Annotated in this window: 17 protein-coding genes; 7 read left to right on the forward strand and 10 right to left on the reverse strand. The window is 68.9% G+C overall.

Annotated elements, in window-relative coordinates; translation table 11 throughout:
• Positions 1–74: 74 nt before the first annotated feature.
• The 4 genes from B7C62_18200 to B7C62_18215 form a co-directional block, all read right to left on the reverse strand.
• Positions 75–878 (reverse strand): hypothetical protein, encoded by an 804-nt coding sequence (locus B7C62_18200; protein ID ARF77239.1) that lies wholly within the window; start codon positions 876–878, stop codon positions 75–77.
• Between the two features lie 86 nt (positions 879–964).
• On the reverse strand, positions 965–3,004 hold the full coding sequence (locus tag B7C62_18205) for a hypothetical protein (GenBank protein ID ARF73972.1): 2,040 nt from the start codon (positions 3,002–3,004) through the stop codon (positions 965–967).
• A complete protein-coding gene (locus tag B7C62_18210) occupies positions 3,001–3,924 on the reverse strand; it encodes a hypothetical protein (GenBank protein ARF77240.1) in 924 nt (307 codons plus the stop codon). The genes B7C62_18205 and B7C62_18210 overlap by 4 nt, the downstream gene beginning before the upstream one ends.
• A gap of 282 nt (positions 3,925–4,206) precedes the next feature.
• Positions 4,207–4,851, reverse strand: coding sequence for a transcriptional regulator (locus B7C62_18215; GenBank protein ID ARF73973.1), 645 nt, complete (start codon positions 4,849–4,851; stop codon positions 4,207–4,209).
• Positions 4,852–5,177: 326 nt separating this feature from the next.
• On the opposite strand from B7C62_18215, the gene B7C62_18220 reads away from it, so the two are divergent.
• From B7C62_18220 to B7C62_18235, 4 genes are all read left to right on the forward strand, one after another.
• Positions 5,178–5,804: a hypothetical protein gene (locus B7C62_18220; protein ARF73974.1), complete on the forward strand. Its 627-nt coding sequence runs from the start codon at positions 5,178–5,180 to the stop codon at positions 5,802–5,804.
• Between the two features lie 411 nt (positions 5,805–6,215).
• On the forward strand, positions 6,216–6,977 hold the full coding sequence (locus B7C62_18225) for a hypothetical protein (protein ARF73975.1): 762 nt from the start codon (positions 6,216–6,218) through the stop codon (positions 6,975–6,977).
• Entirely contained in the window at positions 6,974–7,285 is a 312-nt protein-coding gene (locus B7C62_18230) for a DNA-binding protein (GenBank protein ID ARF73976.1), read from the forward strand. Before B7C62_18225 ends, B7C62_18230 begins: the two co-directional genes overlap by 4 nt.
• Positions 7,282–8,412: a hypothetical protein gene (locus B7C62_18235; GenBank protein ARF73977.1), complete on the forward strand. Its 1,131-nt coding sequence runs from the start codon at positions 7,282–7,284 to the stop codon at positions 8,410–8,412. Before B7C62_18230 ends, B7C62_18235 begins: the two co-directional genes overlap by 4 nt.
• A 405-nt stretch (positions 8,413–8,817) precedes the next feature.
• Here the strand turns inward: B7C62_18235 and B7C62_18240 are convergent, their stop codons facing one another.
• The 5 genes from B7C62_18240 to B7C62_18260 form a co-directional block, all read right to left on the reverse strand.
• Positions 8,818–9,525: a TetR family transcriptional regulator gene (locus B7C62_18240; protein ARF73978.1), complete on the reverse strand. Its 708-nt coding sequence runs from the start codon at positions 9,523–9,525 to the stop codon at positions 8,818–8,820.
• A gap of 128 nt (positions 9,526–9,653) precedes the next feature.
• Positions 9,654–10,871 carry a serine hydrolase gene (locus B7C62_18245; GenBank protein ID ARF73979.1) on the reverse strand — a complete coding sequence of 406 codons (1,218 nt, stop codon included), beginning with the start codon at positions 10,869–10,871 and terminating at the stop codon, positions 9,654–9,656.
• Positions 10,872–11,329: 458 nt separating this feature from the next.
• The gene (locus B7C62_18250) at positions 11,330–12,463 is read right to left on the reverse strand and encodes a TIGR02391 family protein (GenBank protein ARF73980.1); all 1,134 of its coding nucleotides are present in this window, start codon (positions 12,461–12,463) and stop codon (positions 11,330–11,332) included.
• A 20-nt stretch (positions 12,464–12,483) separates the two neighbouring features.
• The gene (locus B7C62_18255) at positions 12,484–13,368 is read right to left on the reverse strand and encodes a DNA-binding protein (GenBank protein ID ARF73981.1); all 885 of its coding nucleotides are present in this window, start codon (positions 13,366–13,368) and stop codon (positions 12,484–12,486) included.
• 125 nt (positions 13,369–13,493) lie between these two features.
• Positions 13,494–14,267, reverse strand: coding sequence for an aminotransferase (locus tag B7C62_18260; GenBank protein ID ARF73982.1), 774 nt, complete (start codon positions 14,265–14,267; stop codon positions 13,494–13,496).
• Between the two features lie 355 nt (positions 14,268–14,622).
• Here B7C62_18260 and B7C62_18265 point away from each other — a divergent pair, with 355 nt between their 5' ends.
• Genes B7C62_18265 through B7C62_18275 form a run of 3 tightly spaced genes read left to right on the forward strand, consistent with a single transcriptional unit; the run spans position 14,623 to position 17,741 of the window.
• Entirely contained in the window at positions 14,623–16,059 is a 1,437-nt protein-coding gene (locus B7C62_18265) for a hypothetical protein (GenBank protein ARF73983.1), read from the forward strand.
• On the forward strand, positions 16,060–16,818 hold the full coding sequence (locus B7C62_18270) for a hypothetical protein (GenBank protein ID ARF73984.1): 759 nt from the start codon (positions 16,060–16,062) through the stop codon (positions 16,816–16,818). It abuts the gene before it with no gap.
• Positions 16,815–17,741 (forward strand): hypothetical protein, encoded by a 927-nt coding sequence (locus B7C62_18275; protein ID ARF73985.1) that lies wholly within the window; start codon positions 16,815–16,817, stop codon positions 17,739–17,741. The genes B7C62_18270 and B7C62_18275 overlap by 4 nt, the downstream gene beginning before the upstream one ends.
• Before the next feature lie 79 nt (positions 17,742–17,820).
• Here the strand turns inward: B7C62_18275 and B7C62_18280 are convergent, their stop codons facing one another.
• Positions 17,821–20,442, reverse strand: a complete 2,622-nt coding sequence (locus B7C62_18280) for a valine--tRNA ligase (GenBank protein ID ARF77241.1) — start codon at positions 20,440–20,442, stop codon at positions 17,821–17,823.
• Positions 20,443–20,498: the final 56 nt, after the last annotated feature.

Below are 20,498 nucleotides of genomic sequence, written 5' to 3' on the forward strand. Positions count from 1 at the left end.
CGACAGGTGTTAGGTGTATTGCCCTGTGAGGTTGGGGATGGCCGGCCGCCCCGTCGGCTGCGGCGAGGGCTCAACTACCCCCCGTTGCGCCCTCCCAGGCCGTCGGCGCCGCTGATCCGGCGCAGAACCTCGTCGCCCTGAGGCACTCCCACCTCACTGAGCACCCGCGCCAGATTCACACCGACGAACCCCCGATCCTCTGGTGTCAGTGACCGAAGGGTCGCGGCGAGGGTGTGCTCCCAGCTGTTCTTGTCGGTGAGGAGATCGCGGTGGGCAACGGTCCAGTCGAGCACCTCCCGCGCCTGTTCCGGCTGCATCAGCAGCCAGAGGGCCGCCAAGTCCACAGGGCCGCCCGTGACCACCTCCCGGTAGAAGCGGTACGCCTCGCGATGGGCCTCACCGAAGCCTTCGGGAAGGGCCGGTTCCGTACCGGGACCGGCCGTGGGGAGGAAGGCGGCAGGCGGGTCCAGGAACCAGTACACGAGGCCGAAGTCCTCGAGTACCTGGGGTTGTCCGGGCGGTGCGACCTCGGCCGTGCCGAAGTACGGCGGCGGCCGACGCAGCGGATCGGCGGTGCCGGGCAGGGTGGCGGGCCCCTTGATGTGATCGATCACCAGGTGCCGGGCCCGTTCCTCGGTGATCCGTTCTCTCGCCGCGACGACCGGGTTGCCGACCCTCCAGGCAACTCCGTAGCGGGCAGGGGGTTTCGGTGGTCGGCGCGGGATGTCGACCGAGATCCGCCGCTCCGCGAGTGAGACCCACACGATGTCGTGGAAACCTCCCGCGCGTGCGGCGCGCACCGTCGGGCGCGGATATCCCCAGTGGTCGCCGCCCCGGGGCGGCACCATCTCGTCGGCCCCGTCGTTCGCGAGGAACACCAGGGCCCGGTCGGCCGGGGCGCCGAGACGGTGACGTAACAGCTGCCAGGCGGGTGAGGAACGCAGCGGCGTGATGAGCGGACCGGTCACGAGGCGAGCCCTTCTGCTGAGGGAGAGGTACGGGCGCGGTGGTGGCGCAGGACGAACCGCAGGACGCCCCGGTGGCCGCGGGCCACGCCGGAGAGCGCGCCGAGCAGGTGGGGGAAGAAAGTCAGCTGCCGCAGCGCGGGGTCGTTCTCGATCAGGGACAGGCCCATGGCCGTCGCCTCGTGGGTGGCCGGGTCGTTCAGAGCCGCGACCACGAGACCGAACGCCTGCTCGGGGTGGTTCACGAGCAGGTCGGCGAGCCGGATGCGCTTCTCGGCCGGTGCGCCGGGCAGGGGGAAGGCCGTCAGGCTCATCGAGGTGACGGCGTGCACCGCCATGTGGTGACGCGGGGTGCCCGGCTCGGCTCCCTGCCACTCCCGTAGGAGTTCGAGGACGGGGAGGTGGTTGGTGTCCTCGGAGAGGAGGGTGCTGAGAGCGAAGGAGACGGCGGTACGCAACCTGCCCTCCAGCTCCTTGCCCGGCCTGTCGAGCACGGCATCCAGGAGCGCCAGCGCGGTGGCGGGGCGGGCCAGGCCGTAGGCGCCCGCACAGGTCTCGGCCACCGTGCAGTGGAGGGGGACGAGGTCGCTCCGGCTCCACTGCCGCAGCTGTCTTCGTACGGCTGAGGTGAGGGCGGGGCGCTCGACCAGCTCTCCGAGCGCGTAGGCGACCAGTCGGCGGCGCCAGCGCCTGTCCGATGCGGCGAAGGGAGCCAGCTGGCGCAGTGTGTTCGGCCCGGTCGCGTGCGCCAGGACCTTTCCGATGGCCCGGCCCGCCGCCAGTTCGATGCCGGAGCGGTGAGGCGTCTCGTACAGGGCCTCCCACAGCAGCCCGGCCATGCCCTCGTACTCGAGCCACAGGCACCGGAGCAGGGCCTCCGACCGGTGGCGGCCGGAGAAGACGACGGGCTGGACCGGGTAGGGCTGTGCCGCGCCGAAGCGGGGAGGCAGGAGGCGTGCGCCCACGGCCTCCAGCCGGTCCTCGAAGGAGAGCCCGAGGACGTTGCGGGGTGGCCCGGCCCCTTCCCCGGCCGGTGCCGGGCCGTCGCGTTCGTCGATGCGGGGGCGCAGGATCGCGCTGAATTCCTGGATGACCGTGCGGTCCTGGTCGGCCAGCAGGGAGATCGCCGCCATCAGCGAGAGGCTGTCGGCCCGGTGGGACGATTCCGCCAGTGCTCTGCGGGCCGATTCCGGGCTGCCGGTCTGCAACTCGTCGAGTGCGGTTGCGGCGGGTCGGCCCGACACGACGAGCTCGCCCAGCTTCTCCGCCGCGGCGACGGCGTCCCGTGGCAGCGGGTGGGCGTGCAGGTAGCCGGTGAAGTCCGCCGAGGCGAGGTGTCCCAGCGCTTCGGCTTCCTGCCTGATGGTGAGTTCCCCCGCCTCGGCCATGGAGAGCAGCCGCTTGGCGGCCACCTCGGCCGGTGGTGGCGGGCGGTGCACGACCTGCCAGGGCTCCGTGTCGGCGGGAAGCGGGATGTCCACCCGTACCGTGATGACCAGATGGGCACGGAGCCGTTCCAGCAGGTCGGCCAGGCCGTTGAGCACGACCTCACCGAGCGCGGCGGCGGCCACGGGGGAGAGCCCCTGGAGCAGATAGCCGCGCCGCTCCCTGGGCCGCCAGCGCGCGAGGTCCTCCATGGAGTCCAGACCGGTGATGCCACCGGCCCCGTGGCGCTCTTCCAGCAGGGCGAACGCGGCGGTGCCCGCTCCCGCGCCGCTGCCTGCCCTCAGCACGAGGACCCTGCTGTCCAGCACCTTCCGACCCTGTACGGAGGAGTGGGGTTCGACGAACCAGCGCAGTCGGGACCGGACTTCTCCCTCGGGATACGGGCCCTCCCGCAGCCGGGGTCTGATGATCCGGTCCGTGACGTCCTCATCGAGCGGGGCGTTGATCACGGTCACGTCCCCCGCGATGCCGCCCATCACCGCCATGCCCTGGTCCAGCCGCTGCTGGTTGTCGCGGTAGGAATTCTCCGGTTCCGGCCGTAGGCCGTCGTCCGGGCCGCCGGAGCCGGGGGCGGCGTCCGCGCCGGTGCTCACCGGTGGTCTCCCGACTCGCCGACCCGCTTGTCCCCGGCCACGTTGTCGCCGCCGCCCCAGTGCTGATTGGTCCCGCGGTACGAGGTCGAGCCGCTGGTGTAGTTGATGTCCCGCCCGACGTTCCCCATCACGGCGGCGCCTTCGCCCACCCGCTGGGTGTTGCCGCTGTAGTGCGTGGTGGGCGGCGTCGCGGCGCCCTGGTCCTGCCCTTCGCGGCCTTCCTGGCCCTCTTCGCCGACAGGTGCGTCGGTCTGCCGCGCGGCGTCCTCGCGCGGCCGCACACCGGCCTGGAGGAGGTTCCCGGACGGCGACGGAACGTACAGCCATGCCCGCTGCGAGAAGGTCCTCCCTTCCAGGGTGGCCGGTACCTCCACACAGCGATCGGGGTGCAGCCCGGCGTACCCGCCGAGCACCGCGTCCTCGTAGACCCGCTGGGAGAGGATCGCCACGAGGTGGGTGACCTCTTCGCTCGCCGCGGCCAGGATGGCCTTGACCGGACGGGAGTCCAGGAGCCGGTGCGTGTCGTTGCGGGCCGTCCCGTTGCCGTCGCCGGGGCTGTCGGTGTCCGGCAGAGGCCCGACGTGGACGCTGGCCCGGAGCCGGATGCGCGGCCCCACACTCTGCCGGTTGTACGCGCCGAGGATGTCGTCCAGCACCCCCAGGAACGGCCAGAGGACGAAGGGCAGCGACGCCGGGTCGAAGCCGAACACCACTCCGTCCCCGGTGCTGGCCGGAAAACGCTTGGAGTCGCGGAGTTCGTGCAGCCCGGCTCGTTCCAGCGCCTGATCGACGAGCTGGGGGATCAGCAGGCTGACCGGACCGTGCTGAAGGGCGGGAAGACCGGTGAAGTCCTTCGCATCGACGGCGAAAAGGGCCCGGTAGGGAGGAAGGGGCCGACTCTCGGCATACGGGGTGGGCAGGGGAGTGGACATGTGTGAGCTCCTCGTGGGGCGGGACGGTGGTGAAGCCGGTACCGGCTGATTCGAGGTTCTGCTGTTCCGGACCGGCCGACTGCACAGCGCAGGGCACTTGGCGGGTGTCCCAGGTCACAGGCCGGAGCGCCGGGTGGGTGTCCGTGTCCCAGGGCAGAAGGAAGCGCACCGAGGTCTCCGCTCACGACGCGTGCAGGGACCACACCCGGGGGCAGGGCTCGTATGGCGGGCAGAGCCCACATCGTGCCGAGGCTCATACCGCGCCGAGGTTCATACCGCGGTGGCCGCCCAGTCCCGCAGCGCCTGCATGTCCCTGATGACGATCACCCTGCGAGCCGTCTCCACCGCACCGGCCTCCCGCAGCCGTTGCAGTCCGGTGATGACCGCGTTACGGGTCACCCCCGTGGCCTGTGCGATCTCCTCCTGGCTCAGGCCGGTCAGCCGTACGCCGTCCGATCCGGCCCCGGGGCAGGTCAGTTCGGCCAGCCGCAGGATGACACGTGCCAGCCGGACGACCAGCGGAAGCGTCAGCAGCTCGGTCCGGTGGGCGTCGGACTCCCGTAGCCGGTGGAGGGCCTCCCGCATCAGATCCATGACGAGTCCCCGCTCCTCGACGAACCGCCGGAACCGCTGGGCTTCCAGGACGACCGCGGTGCAGGGCGTGAGCGCGACCACTTCCGCCGTGCGTGGCGTGCCGTGAAAGACGGAGACCTCACCGAGCAGGTCCCCCGGCCCGCGGAAGGCCAGCCAGGTCATGACTCCGTCCGGGGCCCGGTACACGACCTTGGCGAGGCCATCGGTGAGCGCGAGCAGATGCGTCCCCTCGGAACCCTGCCTGAGCATCACGCTGCGCTCGCGGAACGTACGGGACGCGCCCTGATCCCGTAACTCACGCCAAACCTCGTCCGACAGCATCCGCCCCCCTCCCTCGACCGCGAAGACCGCTTTGCCCCACGAGTTCTACGTGGGTCCGGCAGCCTCCGTGGCGGGTCGGCCGACCTTGTCCGAATAACGAGTGCTCGACGGACCGTGTTGCCTGAGAGCGGTACTGGTCGACCTGCAGGACCGTACGGCGGAGGGCGCCCGGCCTGTGCCGGTGCCCCCTTATGCTTTTCCGCGCCCCTTCTCACTCTGCTACGACTGCCGGAATTGCTCAACATCTGGAATTTCTCTGGGCAGTATCAGAAAGTCGGTGTGGAGGACATCCGGCGCCGTGTTTCCGAAGGGAAAGATGTTGACCGATGTTGGGAGAAGCGTGGTCCGAACTGTTTGCCCAGGGCCGGGTGCTCAGGTACCCGAAAGGGAAAGTACTGATGCGCCAGGGAGAGGAGTGCGACCGGCTGCTGTCGATCACCAGCGGCGTGGTGAGCATCGTTCACCGGAATGCGGACGGGTCGGAGATGTGGCTCGGGCACCGCGGCCCCGGGGAGTTGCTCGGAGACATGTCGGCCATCAGCGGGAACGTGCGCAATGCCGATGTGATCGCCGTGAGCCCATGCACCGTCGTCTCCATCGAGTTGTCTCGCTTCCTCGCGTTCGTGCAACCTCACGGACCGCTTGTCGATCTGCTCCGACGCGAGCAGGCGAAACGGCACGAGTCGGATGTACGGCTCGGTGGTGGGCGGATGCTCTCGCTGACCAGCCGCGTCGCCCGCTATGTGCTTTCACTGGCGCAGAATTCGCCGAACTCACAGGTCACCGGCTGGACGCAGCAAGACTTGGCCCAGTCTCTGGGGGCTTCGCGCGGGAAGCTGAACCAGGTACTGAGCGTACTTCGTGAGGACGGCGTACTGGAGGTCCGGCGCCGGACGATCACGGTCAAGGACATGGACGCGCTGAGACGTCTGGCAGGGAACACCTCCCTCTGATTCCGCACATCGCGTGTGGCGCCCATCACCTTCTGGGTGTCACCCGGGGTGACACAAAGCCTCCTGACGGACGCGCATGCTCGGAACCGGTCGGACTCGGCCTTCCGAGCATCGGTCTTTCGTCAGGAGGTACGCAATGAGCGGAGCCGAAGGAAGGAATCCACCACCGCTTGAATCCCGTGGTGATCGACAACAGGTCGGACGGGGAATCGCGTTGCGTGATGTCGGCCGCGACCTCCACTACTACGCGGCTCCCCCCATTTCGTATAGCGCCCCGGATAGCCGGCCGCCGGACCCGGTGGCTCGTGCGCCGTACAGGAAATGGCGCGAAAGTATTTCCGGTCTTGTGTGGGCCGGCGAACGTCTGGCCAGGGCTCTGCAGCATTTCGGTTGTGGCGAAGGAGGGAACACATGACATTGCTTCTGTTCAACGGGGTGTTCGATGTCATCGAGTTGCAGATGGCCGAGTCCGACGCAGGTGAGGTCGAGAACTTCGAGGTTCCCGGCTCCCGAGCTGGCGTGCCGCTGTCCTGGCAGGAGGCCCGGAAAGCGCTGTACGGGACTCAGCGGGACGAGGTGCTCAGCGAGGCGATCTGGCGCCGGGCCGTGTACCGCGCCCGACGGGATGGAACACCAGAGGGTCTGGAACGGCTCCGGGTGCTCTGGCTGGCCCTGCCTGGCCTCCGCCGCACCGTCCGCCGAGCGTCCTTCCGGCTGTACGCCGATCGCAGGGAGCTCGAGGCGGAGGCGATGCTCTCGCTGGTCGAAGTGCTGGACGCTGTCGAACCGCAGGCGTCCCACCTCGGCCGGTCCCTTGTCGGGACCGCCTGCAACCGAGTCTGGGCCGCGGCCGGCCGGATGGCGAAGGAGACCCCGATGGCCGATGTGCCCCTGAGTCCCGGGGCGCTCGATGCCGTTTCGCCGTATGGGGGCGAGCCCGCTCTTGTCCCTCCTGGGGGCGGCTGGGAGCTCCTCATCGACCCTCCCGCCCGTGCGGACGGACTTGCCGCCTCCATCCGGTTCACGGCGCCGTCGGCCCAGCTCCAGAACGAGTGGCTCAGCGACCTGGCCGGGAGCATTGGACTGGGGGACATCGTCCACCGAGCCCGGCGTCCCGGAGAAGGCACGCGAGTTGGAACGCTGTCCTTGAGGCCGGCAGGTGACGGGCGATGACCAGGCGTACCAGGGACCTGATGACCTTCTCGGAGGCGTTCGACCTTCCGCTGGCCATGGACCTCCGCACCGCTGCCCGCGCGTTCGGTGTCTGCCCCGCGACCGCGTACAAGCTCATCCGGCTCGGCCGCTTCCCCTGCCCGGTTCTGCGGCTGGGGCATCAGTACCGGATTCCGACCTCCCATGTCCTGCGCGCCCTCGGCATCGACGAGCGCCCCGTCTACAGCGTCCCGCTGGAGGAGCCGGGCGCCGATGACGACCACGGGTCACTTGACGTACCTCGTACCGGAACGGAGCACCGCACATGAGCGTCACTACGTCGATCGCCTCAGCCAGCCCTTTGGACGACCCTGCGCGTTCCTGGACCTGCTTCGTCATCGGCCCCATCGGGGACCGGCTCGCGGAGGCAGGCAGTAAGGAGAGGAAGGCGTACGAGAACGCCGTCCGCATCTTCGAGAAGGTCATTCTTCCCGCATGTACGCGATCGGGCATCGTTCCGGTCAGGGCGGACCGCATCGCCCACGCGGGAGAACTCACCGAGCAGATCTGCCGACACGTCCTGGAGTCGGACTTCGTCATTGCGGACGTGAGCGGTGGCAACGCCAACGTCATGTACGAACTCGGTCTTCGTCATGTGACGGGCAAGCCGACGATCCACATCGGCGAGCACGGCCAACTCCCCTTCGACATCTCGCTCATCAGGATGATCCGTTTCGACCGTTCGAGCAGCGGGCTGATCGACGCCCGGGAGGAGCTGGAGAACGCTCTGGAGAGCGGAATCCGTGACGGCTTCGATCTGCTCACACCCGCCCGGATTCTGCGTGGGCTCCGGACACCCTGGCCGACGGCGGACACCACGGACGACGAAGCGACGGCGGGTGACCCGGACTCACCTGGACTGTTCGAGCGGTTCGCGGCGCTGGAGGACCAGATGGGCGCGATGAACGAGACGATGGAGGCGATCACAGCCACGCTGGAGGCCGTCGCCTCGGCAGTCGAGGCCGCAGGCGCCGACATGGAGCATGCATCTCGCCCCGGCACACCGTTCAGTGCCCGACTGCCTGTCATGGCGAAGCTCGCTGCCTCGATCACCGAACCGGCATCCGACCTCAAGGAGCACACGACGAGATTCGCCGGGCAGATGGCGGAGATGGACGCCACTGTGCACGCAGCTTTCGACTTCTACGCATCGGTTCCTGAGAAGGACCGGGGCACCGAGGAGAAGGCGTTTCTCACCCAGATGATCAGCACTTCCCAGGACACCCAGGAGCTGGCCGAAGCCATCGAAAGCTTCAAGGCGCCACTGAAGCTGATGACCGGTGCGAGCCGCCACTTCCGGGGCCCGGGCAGGGACATCTCCGCAGCCCTCAAGCAGTTTTCCGGGGCGATGGCCCGGATCGAGCAGTGGGAGAGCAGGGCCCGATCCATAGCCTGAGCACCTCCCGAGGACGCCCCACCGCGCCACTTCCGGAGCGCGTCGAAGGCCCCCGCGGCAAGCTGCGGGGGCCTTCGACGTATTGCCGGTGAGGGCAAGGGCGGAGAGTACGAGCGGGCGCTGGTGATCGCGTAACTGCGCTCGCGCATCGCCGTCGCCGGTGACCTGTGCTCCGCACGCTTCCAGCGGGTCATGGCGACCATGGACTTCGGTAGCGATGCGGCCCTGTGCGCCTACTACGCGGCACACGGAGTACCCCCTCGAGGTCTGAAACCCCGGGGCGCGGCCGACGCCTCCCTCCGGGCCCGACCCTGTTCCGGCTCCTGCCCCCTGTGATGCTCGGCAGGGCGCGGAAGGCCGGGCGAGAGGTACGGCGGGTGGCTTCACGGCCCCGGGTAGGCCGCGTCACACGGGACGGCCCGAGCGCGCCTCCACCGCGTCCAGCAGCAGCCCCATCACGAACTCGAACTGATCGTCCTCGTCGGCCTGTGCCAAGTGCGGTGCTACGGAGGCGAGTTGCGGGAATCGCTGGGGCGAGGCCATCAGGTACTCGCGCTGCCAGGCCATCCGGTCGCCCTCCCGCTCGGGCCCGTCCAGCATGGCCGACGCGGCTTCGAAGGAGCTCATCGCCAGCGTGACGTCGACCAGCGAACGGTAGTAGCGGGCGGACTCCCGCGCACCGAAACCCGCCTCCAGCAGCGCGCCGATGACCAGGTCCGCACCCCGGAACTCCGCGTCGCGCCGGGACACCCGGGAGGCGACCAGCACGGCCAGCGCCGGGTGCGCCAGGCAGGCCCGGCGTACCCGGCGGGCCAGCCCGGTCAGCGTCGCCCGCCAGGTCGGGCCGGGCTCGAAGCCGTCGACGGCCTCGGCGATCAGCCGCTCGGCGAGGCCGAGCAGGATATCGTCCTTGCCGGAGAAGTAGCGGAGCACCGCCGTGTGGTTGGACCCCAGGTCCGCGCCGAGCCTGCGCAGCGTCAGCGCATCCGGACCTTCCCGCTCCAGCACCGCCAGCGCCGCGTCCAGGATGCGTTCCCGGCTGAGCGCGTTCGACGGCGGCCGCCCTCGCCTGGCGCCGGCGGATCTGGGGGCCGGGCTGTCGGGATCGGTCATGTCTCCATCCTAGGGGCGGGGACGGTCGCGCCCCCGGGGCGAGCCATGCGCCCTCGGAGGGCGTACGAGCAGGCCCGCCCGGGGCTCCCACCTGCCCGTACGCGGCCCTCCGCATGCTCTGCCGCCGGTTATGCGTCCGCCGACAGGTGGGTCACCAGAGCGGTGAGTGCCGTCGCGGTCTCGCCGTCCAGCGCGGGGTCGTCGGCCACCGGCCACGCGCTGGTCTTCACCACCACCACGTCGGCCTCCGGGTCGACCCGGAGGAACTGCCCGTATATCCCGAGACCGGTGAAGGCCCGGCCCGCCCCGCCGAGGGTCCACCACTGGTTGGCGTACCCGTAATGGGCCGGGTACCGCTCGCCGAGCGCACCGACCTCCAGGTGCGGCAGACCGGCCCCGCGGCTCCGCTCGACCCACCGCTGCGGTACGACCTGCTCCCCGCCCCACCGGCCGCCGCGGGCCATCAGCAGGCCGAACCGGGCCATGTCCCGCACCGTGGCGTTGAACGAACCGCCGCCGACGGCCGTACGCGGCAGACCGCGCGACAGCGCGTAGTACGCGTCGGACTCCGCCCCGATCGGCCCCCACAGCCGCTCGGCGGCGTACTGCGCCAGCGTCCGGCCGGTCGCCGCCTCCAGGACCCAGCCCAGCACCTGGGTGTCGAGCGTCGAGTAGTTGAACCGGGTGCCCGGCGTGCTGTGCGGCCGCACCGACCGTACGGCTTCCAGTACGGTGCCGCCCTGCCCGGCCACCGCGCGCATCAGCCGGTTGACGGGGGCGTCCGGGTCCTCGTAGTCCTCCTCCCCGCCCGCGCCGCTGCTCATGTGCAGCAGGTCTTCGACCGTCGGCCCGTCGAACGCCGAACCGGCCAGCTCCGGGCAGTACGTGACGGCCTTGTCGTCCGTCGACCCGATCGCGCCCTCCTCCAGCGCGATCCCCACCAGCACCGACGTCACCGACTTCGTCAGCGAGAACAGCTGGAACCGGCGGTCCGGCCCCGCGAACCGCCCCGGGTACGCCTCGTGCACCAGCCGCCCCCGGTGCACGACCGCGAACCCGGTCGTACGCGTCCGGGTGTGCAGGTCGGACAGCGTCCTGGCCGCCCCGTCCCACTCGTACGTGAACTCCAGCGGCCGGGGAGCCCGCGGCAGGACGCTCGGGCGCCCGGCGCGCGGCACGGTCTCCGTCGGCAGCAGCAGCGACATGTGCGTGAACGTCCACTCGCTGAGCGGCGGACGCATGACCAGCTCGTCCTGGTGCCGCCACACCCACCGCGCCCCCGCGGCCGCCGCACCGACCGCCGCGACCACCCCGGCCCCGGTCGCCCACTTCCTGTCGCCCGCCATGTCGCCGCACCTCACAGAAGCTCGCACGTTTATTTTGAACCAATGGTGACACCGTTGGTTCGGCGAGGCAAGGCAGGGTGCGGGAGAGGTGAGAACGCATGATCTCTTGTTGCCGCAGGCCGAAGGCCGGAACGGCGAGGGTGAGGGCCGACAATCGCGAAGGGCCCCACCGCGAACGGTGGGGCCCTTCGACGTATTGCCCGGTGAGAGCAATGGCGGAGGATACGAGATTCGAACTCGTGAGGGGCCCCCAACACGCTTTCCAAATGTTCGTATGGGGGTCCGGTGGGGGTCGTGCCTGTCCTGACCTGCGGGGGAGCGTTCGGAGTGGACCCGTCCGGACGGGGCTGGACGGGGCTGGACGGGGGTGAATGAGACCAGAACTGAGACCACGCAGGCCCGCAGCCGATCAGCTGAATGGGGCAGCCGCACCGGCGGATGGTCCACGGCGGGCGGGTCTACCTTGTCCCGTCCGTAGCCCTGCCCGCGGTCGCGGCCTCGTTGGTGGATTCGGCGCGAAGATCGACAGCGCGATCGATCCGCCGCATAAGGAGGCTGGCGAAGGCGATGGCGTCGCGGGCTTCGTCCACGTTGTCCGGCGGGTGGTCGCCATGTGCTCGGACATTCCGCAGGCCAGTCATGGCACCGATGAAGAGCATCTTGTACCCGTCGCGCTCTCCAGGCGTTGACGGCCCTGCTGTGCGCGCAACGTCCAGCTGTGGGTTCGTGCCTCCAAAGGTGCTGTTCATCAGCCGTTGGCCGATCTCATTGCTGCCAGTGACCTGCTGTACGCGGTGTTCGACGGCTTTGAATGCCCTGAGAACTGCATCGGTGTAGTGGCCGTCGGCGAAGAGCTCGGCGGATACCTGGGCGATGCTCGGGTGCACTCGACCGAGTGGGCTGCTGCCTGGGCTGCCCTGCTTGGCCTGGCTGATGGCGTCAGCGATCAGGCGCTGTCGGCGACGCCAGTAGTCGTTGATGTCCTTGCAGCCCACGAACAGGTGTACGCGGTGATCGACGATGATCGTCGATGCGGTCCCGGCCCACCCGTTGCCGATGCTGCCCCCGATGCACCATGGCTCGTCGTAGATGAACTCATCGACGGATAGCCAACGATCCGGTGTCTTCGGAAACCTTTGGCGACGCAGGTCGTGCAGATCGGACTCGTGCACCGTGGCCGGTTGACCGTTCAGGGAGACCTGGCGCTCCTGGATCTCTGCGAGGAGATCGATCAGGACAAAGAGGCTCCGTAGGAATGCGGCTCCGTCGGGCAGGTGTGCAAGGGCTGCCAGACTCAGCTTGACTGATCCTGACGGCCACCCGTCACGCCAGGTTCTGGCCCGTGCGGTCGTGATCAAGAGTTGCTCGCTGAGTTGGTCCAGCGCCACCTTGGGGTCCACCTGGGCGCGCTTCAGCGGGCGCCTCAGCTCATGCCAGCTCGGCCAGCTTTCCCGCTTCCGAAATTGAGCCCAGACCTCTTCGAGTAGCGCGATACCGTGAGGACCAGCGGGAACATCGATGCCATCGGATGCGGCGTGACTAGCTGCCAAGAGGCTTGCCTCCACTTCGACGTGCTCGGCTCTTCGACACAGGGCCTGCTACCGGCTGGGACTCACACGTTGCCGACCATGGCGTCGATCGTGGTCGCAAGTGCCGCGCAGCGGAACCCCGTGTCGTCGTCGAGCATCTCCGTGGAGGCGTCGTTGAAGACGGCGGGGGTGGCGCGTGCGAAGGGGCTGGTCCAGGCGCCGGCCTTGAGCTCGTAGCGGCCAGGCTCGGAGCGGGTCGAGCACCACTCCCAGGTGTTGCCGCAGAGGTCGTAGACGCCGTACGGGGAGACTCCGCTGTGGTAGCGGCTCACCGGGGTCGTGGAGCCGATTCCGCTCTCGCGGGAGTTGCACTTGGCCGGGGTGGCGTTGTTGCCCCATGGGTATGCATCGCCGCGCGTGCCACGGGCCGCCTTCTCCCACTGCTGGGCGGTCGGCAGTTCCTTCCCCGCCCACGCCGCGTACGCCGAGGCGTCGTGCCAGGTCACGAAAACCACCGGGTGATCGAGGATGGCCTCGGGGCACTTGCCGCGGTGCCAGTGCTGGGGCGGCTCGTGGCCGGTGGCGGCCACGAAGCGCGCGTAGTCGTTGTTGGTGACCGGGAAGACGTCGATGTAGAAGGACGGGAGCCAGACAGGCTCGTTCTTCTCGCCGCACAGGAACGTGCCGGCCTCGACCAAGGCCATCTTCTTGCCGTCGCGAGGATGGCGGACCTGGTGCTGCTGAGGCTGGGGCCCTGGGCTCGGGGTTTCCTGTGTGGGAAGCACCGTGCCCAGCGAGCGGGCGAGGCTCGCGAACCGCTCGTGGACGTCGGGGGCGGAGCCGGCGAGAAGTGTGTCCAGAGCCGCTTGGTTCACCTGCCTGAGCCGGATCGTGTCCTTGCGTGATTCCCACTTGGACACCATGCGGTCGCTGACACCGAGGCGTGCCGCGAACTCCTCCGTACTCATCCGCGATGCCTCGCGTAAGGCCCGGACCTCCAGCCCGGACTATCGCTCAACTGTCGCCACCCCAGGACTCCTTGTTGCTGGACGGTCCTGTCCAGCCTAGCCAGTGGGAGCCCGGCTTCGGAGCGTTACAACAAGTCGCCCTCGATCTCCGTGTACTCCTTGCGGAGCGTGTCGATGATCGCGTGGGATTCGGGCAGCTTGATCCCATCGATCGCGCTGACGGCGCGGACGCCGATCGCCGCGTTGGTCGCGAATGCGGCCCGCATGTTCGTCAGGTCGTCCAGGCGGACCGAGCGGGTTTCGTGGCCGTGGGCGCCCTTCAGGAGCTCCATGGTCACGCCGACCAGGCAGTCGGCGTTCGGCCAGATCACCTGGCTGCCGTCGAAGAAGCCGACGTTCCACGTACCTCCCTCCGAGATCACGTGCTCCTCGTCGACGAAAAGGGCGTCGTCGAATCCGTTCAGCTGGGCCTGACGGCGGTGGTGCAGGGTCGCGAAGAGGCCGACGCTCTTGACGCTCGGTACGTCGCGTACGTAGGTCGTGGACTGCACCTTGAGCGGCGGCAGCGGGAGGGCCCCCGCCGGCCGGGAGGTCACCAGGATGTGTGGGTCGTCGGCCTTGTCCGGGTGGCCGAGGTCGAGGCTGGGGTCGAAGACGGTGACGCGGACCGTGGTGGATCCGGTGGAGGGAGCGGCACGCCTGGCCAGCTCGCGTACGCGCTGCGGGTCGATGTGGGTGCCGAAGAGCGTTCGGCAGTCGCGCTGAAGTCGCTCCATGTGCAGGGACAGACCACGTACGCGCCCGTCGTCCACTCGCATGGAGGTGAAGTGGCCGTAGTTGGTCAGGGACAGGTTCTGAAGCTGGGCCGGCTCGACCGGTTCTCCGTTGAGTTCTGCCATGCGGCCAGCGTGCCACCTGGTTCACGCCTCTCAGCTATGAACGGCCTGGTAGGGCGCCTAAGTTCGGTGAAAGTTCGGTCCTGGGGCGGTGGGAGGACGTTCCGACGGGGCGGCCCTGACAGCAGCCTTGTGGTGTGAACACGAGCCCCCGCCGCCTCCTCGCTGGCGCCGGGGAGGACAGCTCCGTCTCCGGCTAGTACGCCACCTTCGCGATCTTCAGAAGAAGGCGATCACAGCCGGGGCCACCAACGTCCGATCTGCTTCGGAACAGCTTCGAACAGTCACAGCACGAGTGGGAGCAATGCGGATGAGAACCGACTCTCGAACGTCTCCGGCGACATCGACGCCGATCCTCATGCAGCCGACCCTCCGCTGCTTCGAAGAGCCCGGAGGACGTGACGCCGCTCCCGGTCCCCGCCCCGGCACGCGTCGCCACAACCTCGTCGTGGTCGGCTTCGACGAGATCGTCGCCAACAAGTACCTGCCCAGCATCAAGGACGCCATCGAGGCCGGCCACGTCGACTCGTACTCCGTCATCGACCTGGAATCGGAGCGGCCGACGATCGAGGAGCGCATCCAGGGCGTCGACTTGAAGCCCCGAGAGGTCGTCTACCTCCCGGACTCGGGCCGTGGCGTGACCGCGCAGCAGAGGCAGCCCGAGCTGATCGGAGCCGCATTACGGCGCCTCCGCCTGCCCGAGCTGCCGACGAAGGTGTACATCGCGACCGAGGCGCAGGCGCACGAGGCGTACCTGCACTACTGCGTCGAGAACGGGATCGACTCCCTGGTGGAGAAGCCGGTCCTGGCGCCCATGGCAGATGGCCGGTTCGCGCCGTCCCGGATCACCGAGGTCATGCGGGAGCTGATCGCTCAGGCCGGTCGTACGGGTGCCAAGCACTCCGTGATGACGCTGAGCCGGTATCACCGCATCTACAACGGGGAGGTGCTGCGCTCGCTCGAAGAGCGGGTGCGGGACTGGCAGGCCCCCGTCACCTCGTTCCACCTGCGCGCCGCCGGCGGTGTGTGGAACCTCCAGCACGAGTACGAGACGCGGGACGATCACCCCTACAGGTACGGCTACGGGATGATGATGCACGGCGCCTACCACTACGTGGACCTCGCCGTGCAGTGCCTGTCCCTCAACAAGCTCGTGTTCCCCGACCGCCGCTTCCGGATCGAAGTCAGCTCCTTCGGAGCCTTCCCCGCCGATCAGCATCTCCGGATCCCGAAGCCGGCCGCCAGCCGGTTCGAGGATGGACACCCCCGCTGGCCGCACTCCGCGATCCTGGAGAACGCCTTCGGGGAGACGGACATCACCGCAACGTTCCGCCTGGTCGACGTCGAGTCGGAGCGGACCCTGACCATCGGGACGCTGTCTTTCGAGCAGACGACGCCGTCCGTCCGCAGCTGGCGTGACCTCCCGGACGACGTCTACAACAAGAACGGTCGCACCTCCAGCGTCGACCTCGAAGCGCAGCTGTCGACCCTCTACTCCGCGCACGTCCACTGCTACGACGTGCCCCGCGGGCAGAACGCGGACCGGATCGACGCCTTCGCCCGGCTGACCACGAGGGCGAACGCCTCCCTGCTGCCGGACGAGCAGTACACGTCGGTCAGGACGTTCGACGGGCTGTTCCACAGCGACAGCAACCGGCAGCTCATGGAGAACTGGCTTCGGGGGACCGAGAACCGGAGCTCGCTCGCCGCGCACCTGCTGCCGATGCGGGTCACCGAAGCCCTGGCGACCTCTCTGCTCACGCCCGGTCGGCCCGTCGAGATCGCCGACTTCTAGATGCCTCCCCTCGCTCATCCCTCCAGCCCCAGGTGGTGCCCCTTGCCTGTACAGCACTCGAAGGCATCCCTCCACGCCTTCTACGCGGACGCGTTACGGAACGGTCGAAGCACCGGAGAGCAGCTGCATGCGCCCGTCTCGGCGCGGTTCCGCGCCCTGCTGACGTCCCTCCCCGCCGACATCCCGCGTCGCGCTCTCGACCTCGGATACGGCGCCGGGGCCTACACCATCGCGCTGGCGAAGGCCGGCTTCACCGTCGTCGCGGTGGACCAGGCCCCGGCCGAACCGCTGCTCCGGCGACTCTCGCTGCACGAGAACCTGGCGGAGCGCGTCACGGTGGTGGAGTCCCTCATCGAGCAGTACGTGGTCGAGGAGGACTTCGGCCTGCTCGTCGCCAAGGACGTGCTCCACTACCTGTCCCAGCGCGACGTCGAAGCCGTGCTCACCCAGGCCGTACAGAGCTCCCGATCGGTCAACGTGCACTACTTGGAGGTCTTCACCGGGATCTCCCGTACGGACGCCCAGGGCGGTCAGATCCACATCGAGGGCGAGGCCCGCTACACGCCGGAGACCCTCAGCCGCGCGGTGGAGCGGATCTACGAGGGCTGGGACGTGACCGTGAGCTGGGACGACCACGCCGAGCAGGACACGCGCTCGCGGCGCACCTATTTCGAAGCGGCTCGTGCGACCGTCACCGCGGTGCGGAGGTGCCGCGTTTCGGCCGGCACCGCGACCATGAAGGGACGGGAAGCCTCGTGACGACCATGGGCCATGGAGGCATCAGCTTCGTCATCCCTTGCCACAACGCCGGCGACTACCTCGTCGAGGCGGTGGAGTCGGTCGTCGAGCAGCCGCTTCGGCGTCCGTACGAGGTGGTTATCGTGGACGACGGGTCGGACGACGACACGACCCGGAAGGCCATCGACACCTGCGCCGAGCTGCCCGGCGTACGCGTCGTCCGCCTCGAGCAGCGCCAAGGGCACCACGCGGCCAGGAACGCCGGCCTGGCGGCCGCGCGGTTGGAGTACGTGATGCAGGTGGATGCCGACGACCGGCTGGCCACCGAGCCGTTCCTCCTGGCGGCCGGGTCCTACCCGGACAGGGCGGTGGAGATCCTCGAATCTGACCCCGACACCGCGTTCGTGCACACGATGTCGTGGATGTTCGGTGCCTTCGAGGGCTTCACCATCTCCTCGTACCCGTGTCGCGAGGACCTCGTGGTGCGCAAGCATCACGTCCCGACGTCGATCGTCTGCCACAGGGCTGACGCCCTGGAGTGCGGTCTGTACGACCCGAGGGTGCTCAAGTGGGGAGACTGGGCCTTCGCCGTCAATCTGCTGGCCAGTCGGTTCAGGCGAGGGGCGGCCAACAGCATCCGCTGCGTCGCCGGCCCCTTCTACGAGTACCGGGTGCACTCGCGAGTCGACCGAGTGTCCGATGCGGAGGTCTCGGAGCTCGACATGACTCGCCTCGTCGTGGAGGGGAACCTGGACTTCTTCCGGGACCGGCTGGAGCGAAACGACAGCGCTGCCGAGATCGCCCTCGACGTGCTGGAGCAGAAGCCGTCACGCCTCGACGATCTCCTGTACATGGCGCAGTTCGATCTCCACCAGGCCCAGATCGTCGCGCAGCAGCGTGAGTTCTCTCTGTCGAGCCCGTACGAGGCACTGGGGATTCCGTAGGGCCAGCGCCGAAGGCCGAAGAGCCCGAAGGGGGCCCAGACCGTCTGGTCTGGGCCCCCTTCGGCCATGCTCCGGGCGCCTACTGCTGCGGCAGCTTGTCCAGCTGGGCCTGGATGCGGACGATGTCCTCGTCCGCCTTGGCGAGTCGGCCCTTGATCTTGTCCACGACGTTGTCGGGGGCCTTGGCGAGGAACGCCTCGTTGCCGAGCTTGCCCTCGGCCTGGGCCTTCTCCTTCTCGGCGGCGGCCAGGTCCTTGGCGAGGCGCTTGCGCTCGGCGGCGACATCGATCGTGCCCGACAGGTCGAGCGAGACAGTGGCGCCGACGACCGGCAGGGAGGCGGTGGCGGCGAAGCCCTCACCCTCCGGCTGGAGACGCAGCACCTGACGGATGGCCGCCTCGTGCGGCGCGAGGGCGGTGCCGGCCAGCTCCAGGCGGGCCGGGACCTTCTGGCCGGGCTGGAGGCCCTGGTCGGAGCGGAAGCGGCGGACCTCGGTGACGACCCGCTGGACCAGCTCGATCTCCTTCTCCGCAGCCTCGTCGCGGAAGCCGGAGTCGGTCGGCCACTCGGCGATGACGACCGACTCACGGCCCGTCAGCGTGGTCCACAGGGTATCCGTGACGAACGGAACGATCGGGTGCAGCAGCCGCAGGGTGACGTCGAGGACCTCGCCCAGAACCCGGGCCGAGACCTTGGCCTGCTCGCCGCCCGCGAAGAACGTCGTCTTCGACAGCTCGACGTACCAGTCGAAGACCTCGTCCCACGCGAAGTGGTAGAGCGCGTCGGCGAGTTTGGCGAACTGGTAGTCGTCGTAGTAGGCGTCCGCTTCGGCGACGATCTTGTTCAGTCGGGACAGAATCCAGCGGTCCGTCGCCGACATCGCGGAGGCGTCCGGGAGCGGGCCCTCGACCGTCGCGCCGTTCATCATCGCGAAGCGGGTGGCGTTCCAGATCTTGTTGGCGAAGTTACGGGACGCCTGGACCCAGTCCTCACCGATCGGGACGTCGACACCGGGGTTCGCGCCCTTGGCCAGGGTGAAGCGCAGGGCGTCGGAGCCGTACTTGTCCATCCAGTCCAGCGGGTTGACCGTGTTCCCGAACGACTTCGACATCTTCTTGCCGAACTCGTCGCGGACCATGCCGTGGAACGCGATCGTGCGGAACGGCGGCTGGCCGTCCATCGCGTACAGGCCGAACATCATCATCCGCGCGACCCAGAAGAACATCAGGTCGTAGCCGGTGACCAGGACGGAGTTCGGGTAGAACTTCTCCAGGTCAGGCGTCTGCTCCGGCCAGCCCATCGTGGAGAACGGCCACAGGCCGGACGAGAACCACGTGTCGAGGACGTCGGTGTCCTGCGTCCAGCCCTCGCCCGTGGGCGCCTCGTCGTCGGGGCCGACGCAGACCAGCTCACCGTTCGGACCGTGCCAGACCGGGATGCGGTGACCCCACCACAGCTGACGCGAGATGCACCAGTCGTTGAGGTTGTCGACCCAGTCGAAGTAGCGCTGCGACATGTCGGCCGGGTGGATGGCGACACGACCGTCGCGGACCGCGTCACCGGCGGCCTTGGCGAGCGTCTCGACCTTGACCCACCACTGCAGGGACAGGCGCGGCTCCAGCGTCGTCTTGCAGCGCGAGCAGTGCCCCACGGAGTGGGTGTACGGGCGCTTCTCGGCGACGATCCTGCCCTCGGCGCGCAGAGCGGCGACGATGGCGGAGCGGGCCTCGAAGCGGTCCAGGCCCTGGAAGGGGCCATGGGTGGTGATCACACCGCGCTCGTCGAGAACCTCGATCGATTCGAGGTTGTGGCGCTGGCCGATGGCGAAGTCGTTCGGGTCGTGCGCCGGGGTCACCTTGACGGCGCCCGTGCCGAACTCCGGGTCGACGTGCGTGTCGGCGACGACCGGGATCGTACGGTCGGTCAGCGGCAGCGTGATCCGCTTGCCGATCAGGTGGGCGTAGCGCTCGTCGTCCGGGTGGACGGCGACGGCCGTGTCACCGAGCATCGTCTCGGCGCGGGTCGTCGCGACGACGATGGTGTCGTCACCCTCGCCGTACTTCATGGAGACGAGCTCGCCGTCGTCGTCCTGGTAGTCCACCTCGATGTCGGAGATGGCGGTCAGACAGCGCGGGCACCAGTTGATGATCCGCTCGGCGCGGTAGATCAGGCCGTCGTCGAACATCTTCTTGAAGACGGTCTGGACGGCCCGGGACAGGCCCTCGTCCATGGTGAAGCGGTCCCGGCTCCAGGCCAGGCCCTCTCCGAGGCGCCGCATCTGGCCGGCGATCTGGCCGCCGGACTCGGCCTTCCACTCCCAGACCCGCTCGACGAAGGCTTCGCGGCCCAGGTCGTGACGGGACTTGCCCTCCTTGGCGAGTTCCCGCTCGACGACGTTCTGGGTCGCGATACCGGCGTGGTCCATGCCCGGCTGCCACAGCGTCTCGAAGCCCTGCATGCGCTTGCGGCGGGTGAGTGCGTCGATCAGCGTGTGCTCGAAGGCATGGCCCAGGTGGAGCGAGCCGGTGACGTTGGGCGGCGGGATGACGATGGTGTACGCGGGCTTCTCGCTCTTCGCGTCCACCTCGAAGTACCCGCGCTCTACCCAGCGCTCGTACAGCGGCCCTTCTACCTCGGCCGGCGCGTACTGGGTCGGCAGTTCGGTGGTGGGCGCTGTCTGCTGCTGAGCGTTGTCGGTCACGACGGCCATTCTAGGGGCGCGCCCCGGCTGCTCTCCCCTGGCATTCCGTGGTGGCA

It is taken from the genome of Kitasatospora albolonga (assembly GCA_002082585.1).
GTDB lineage: Bacteria > Actinomycetota > Actinomycetes > Streptomycetales > Streptomycetaceae > Streptomyces > Streptomyces stephensoniae.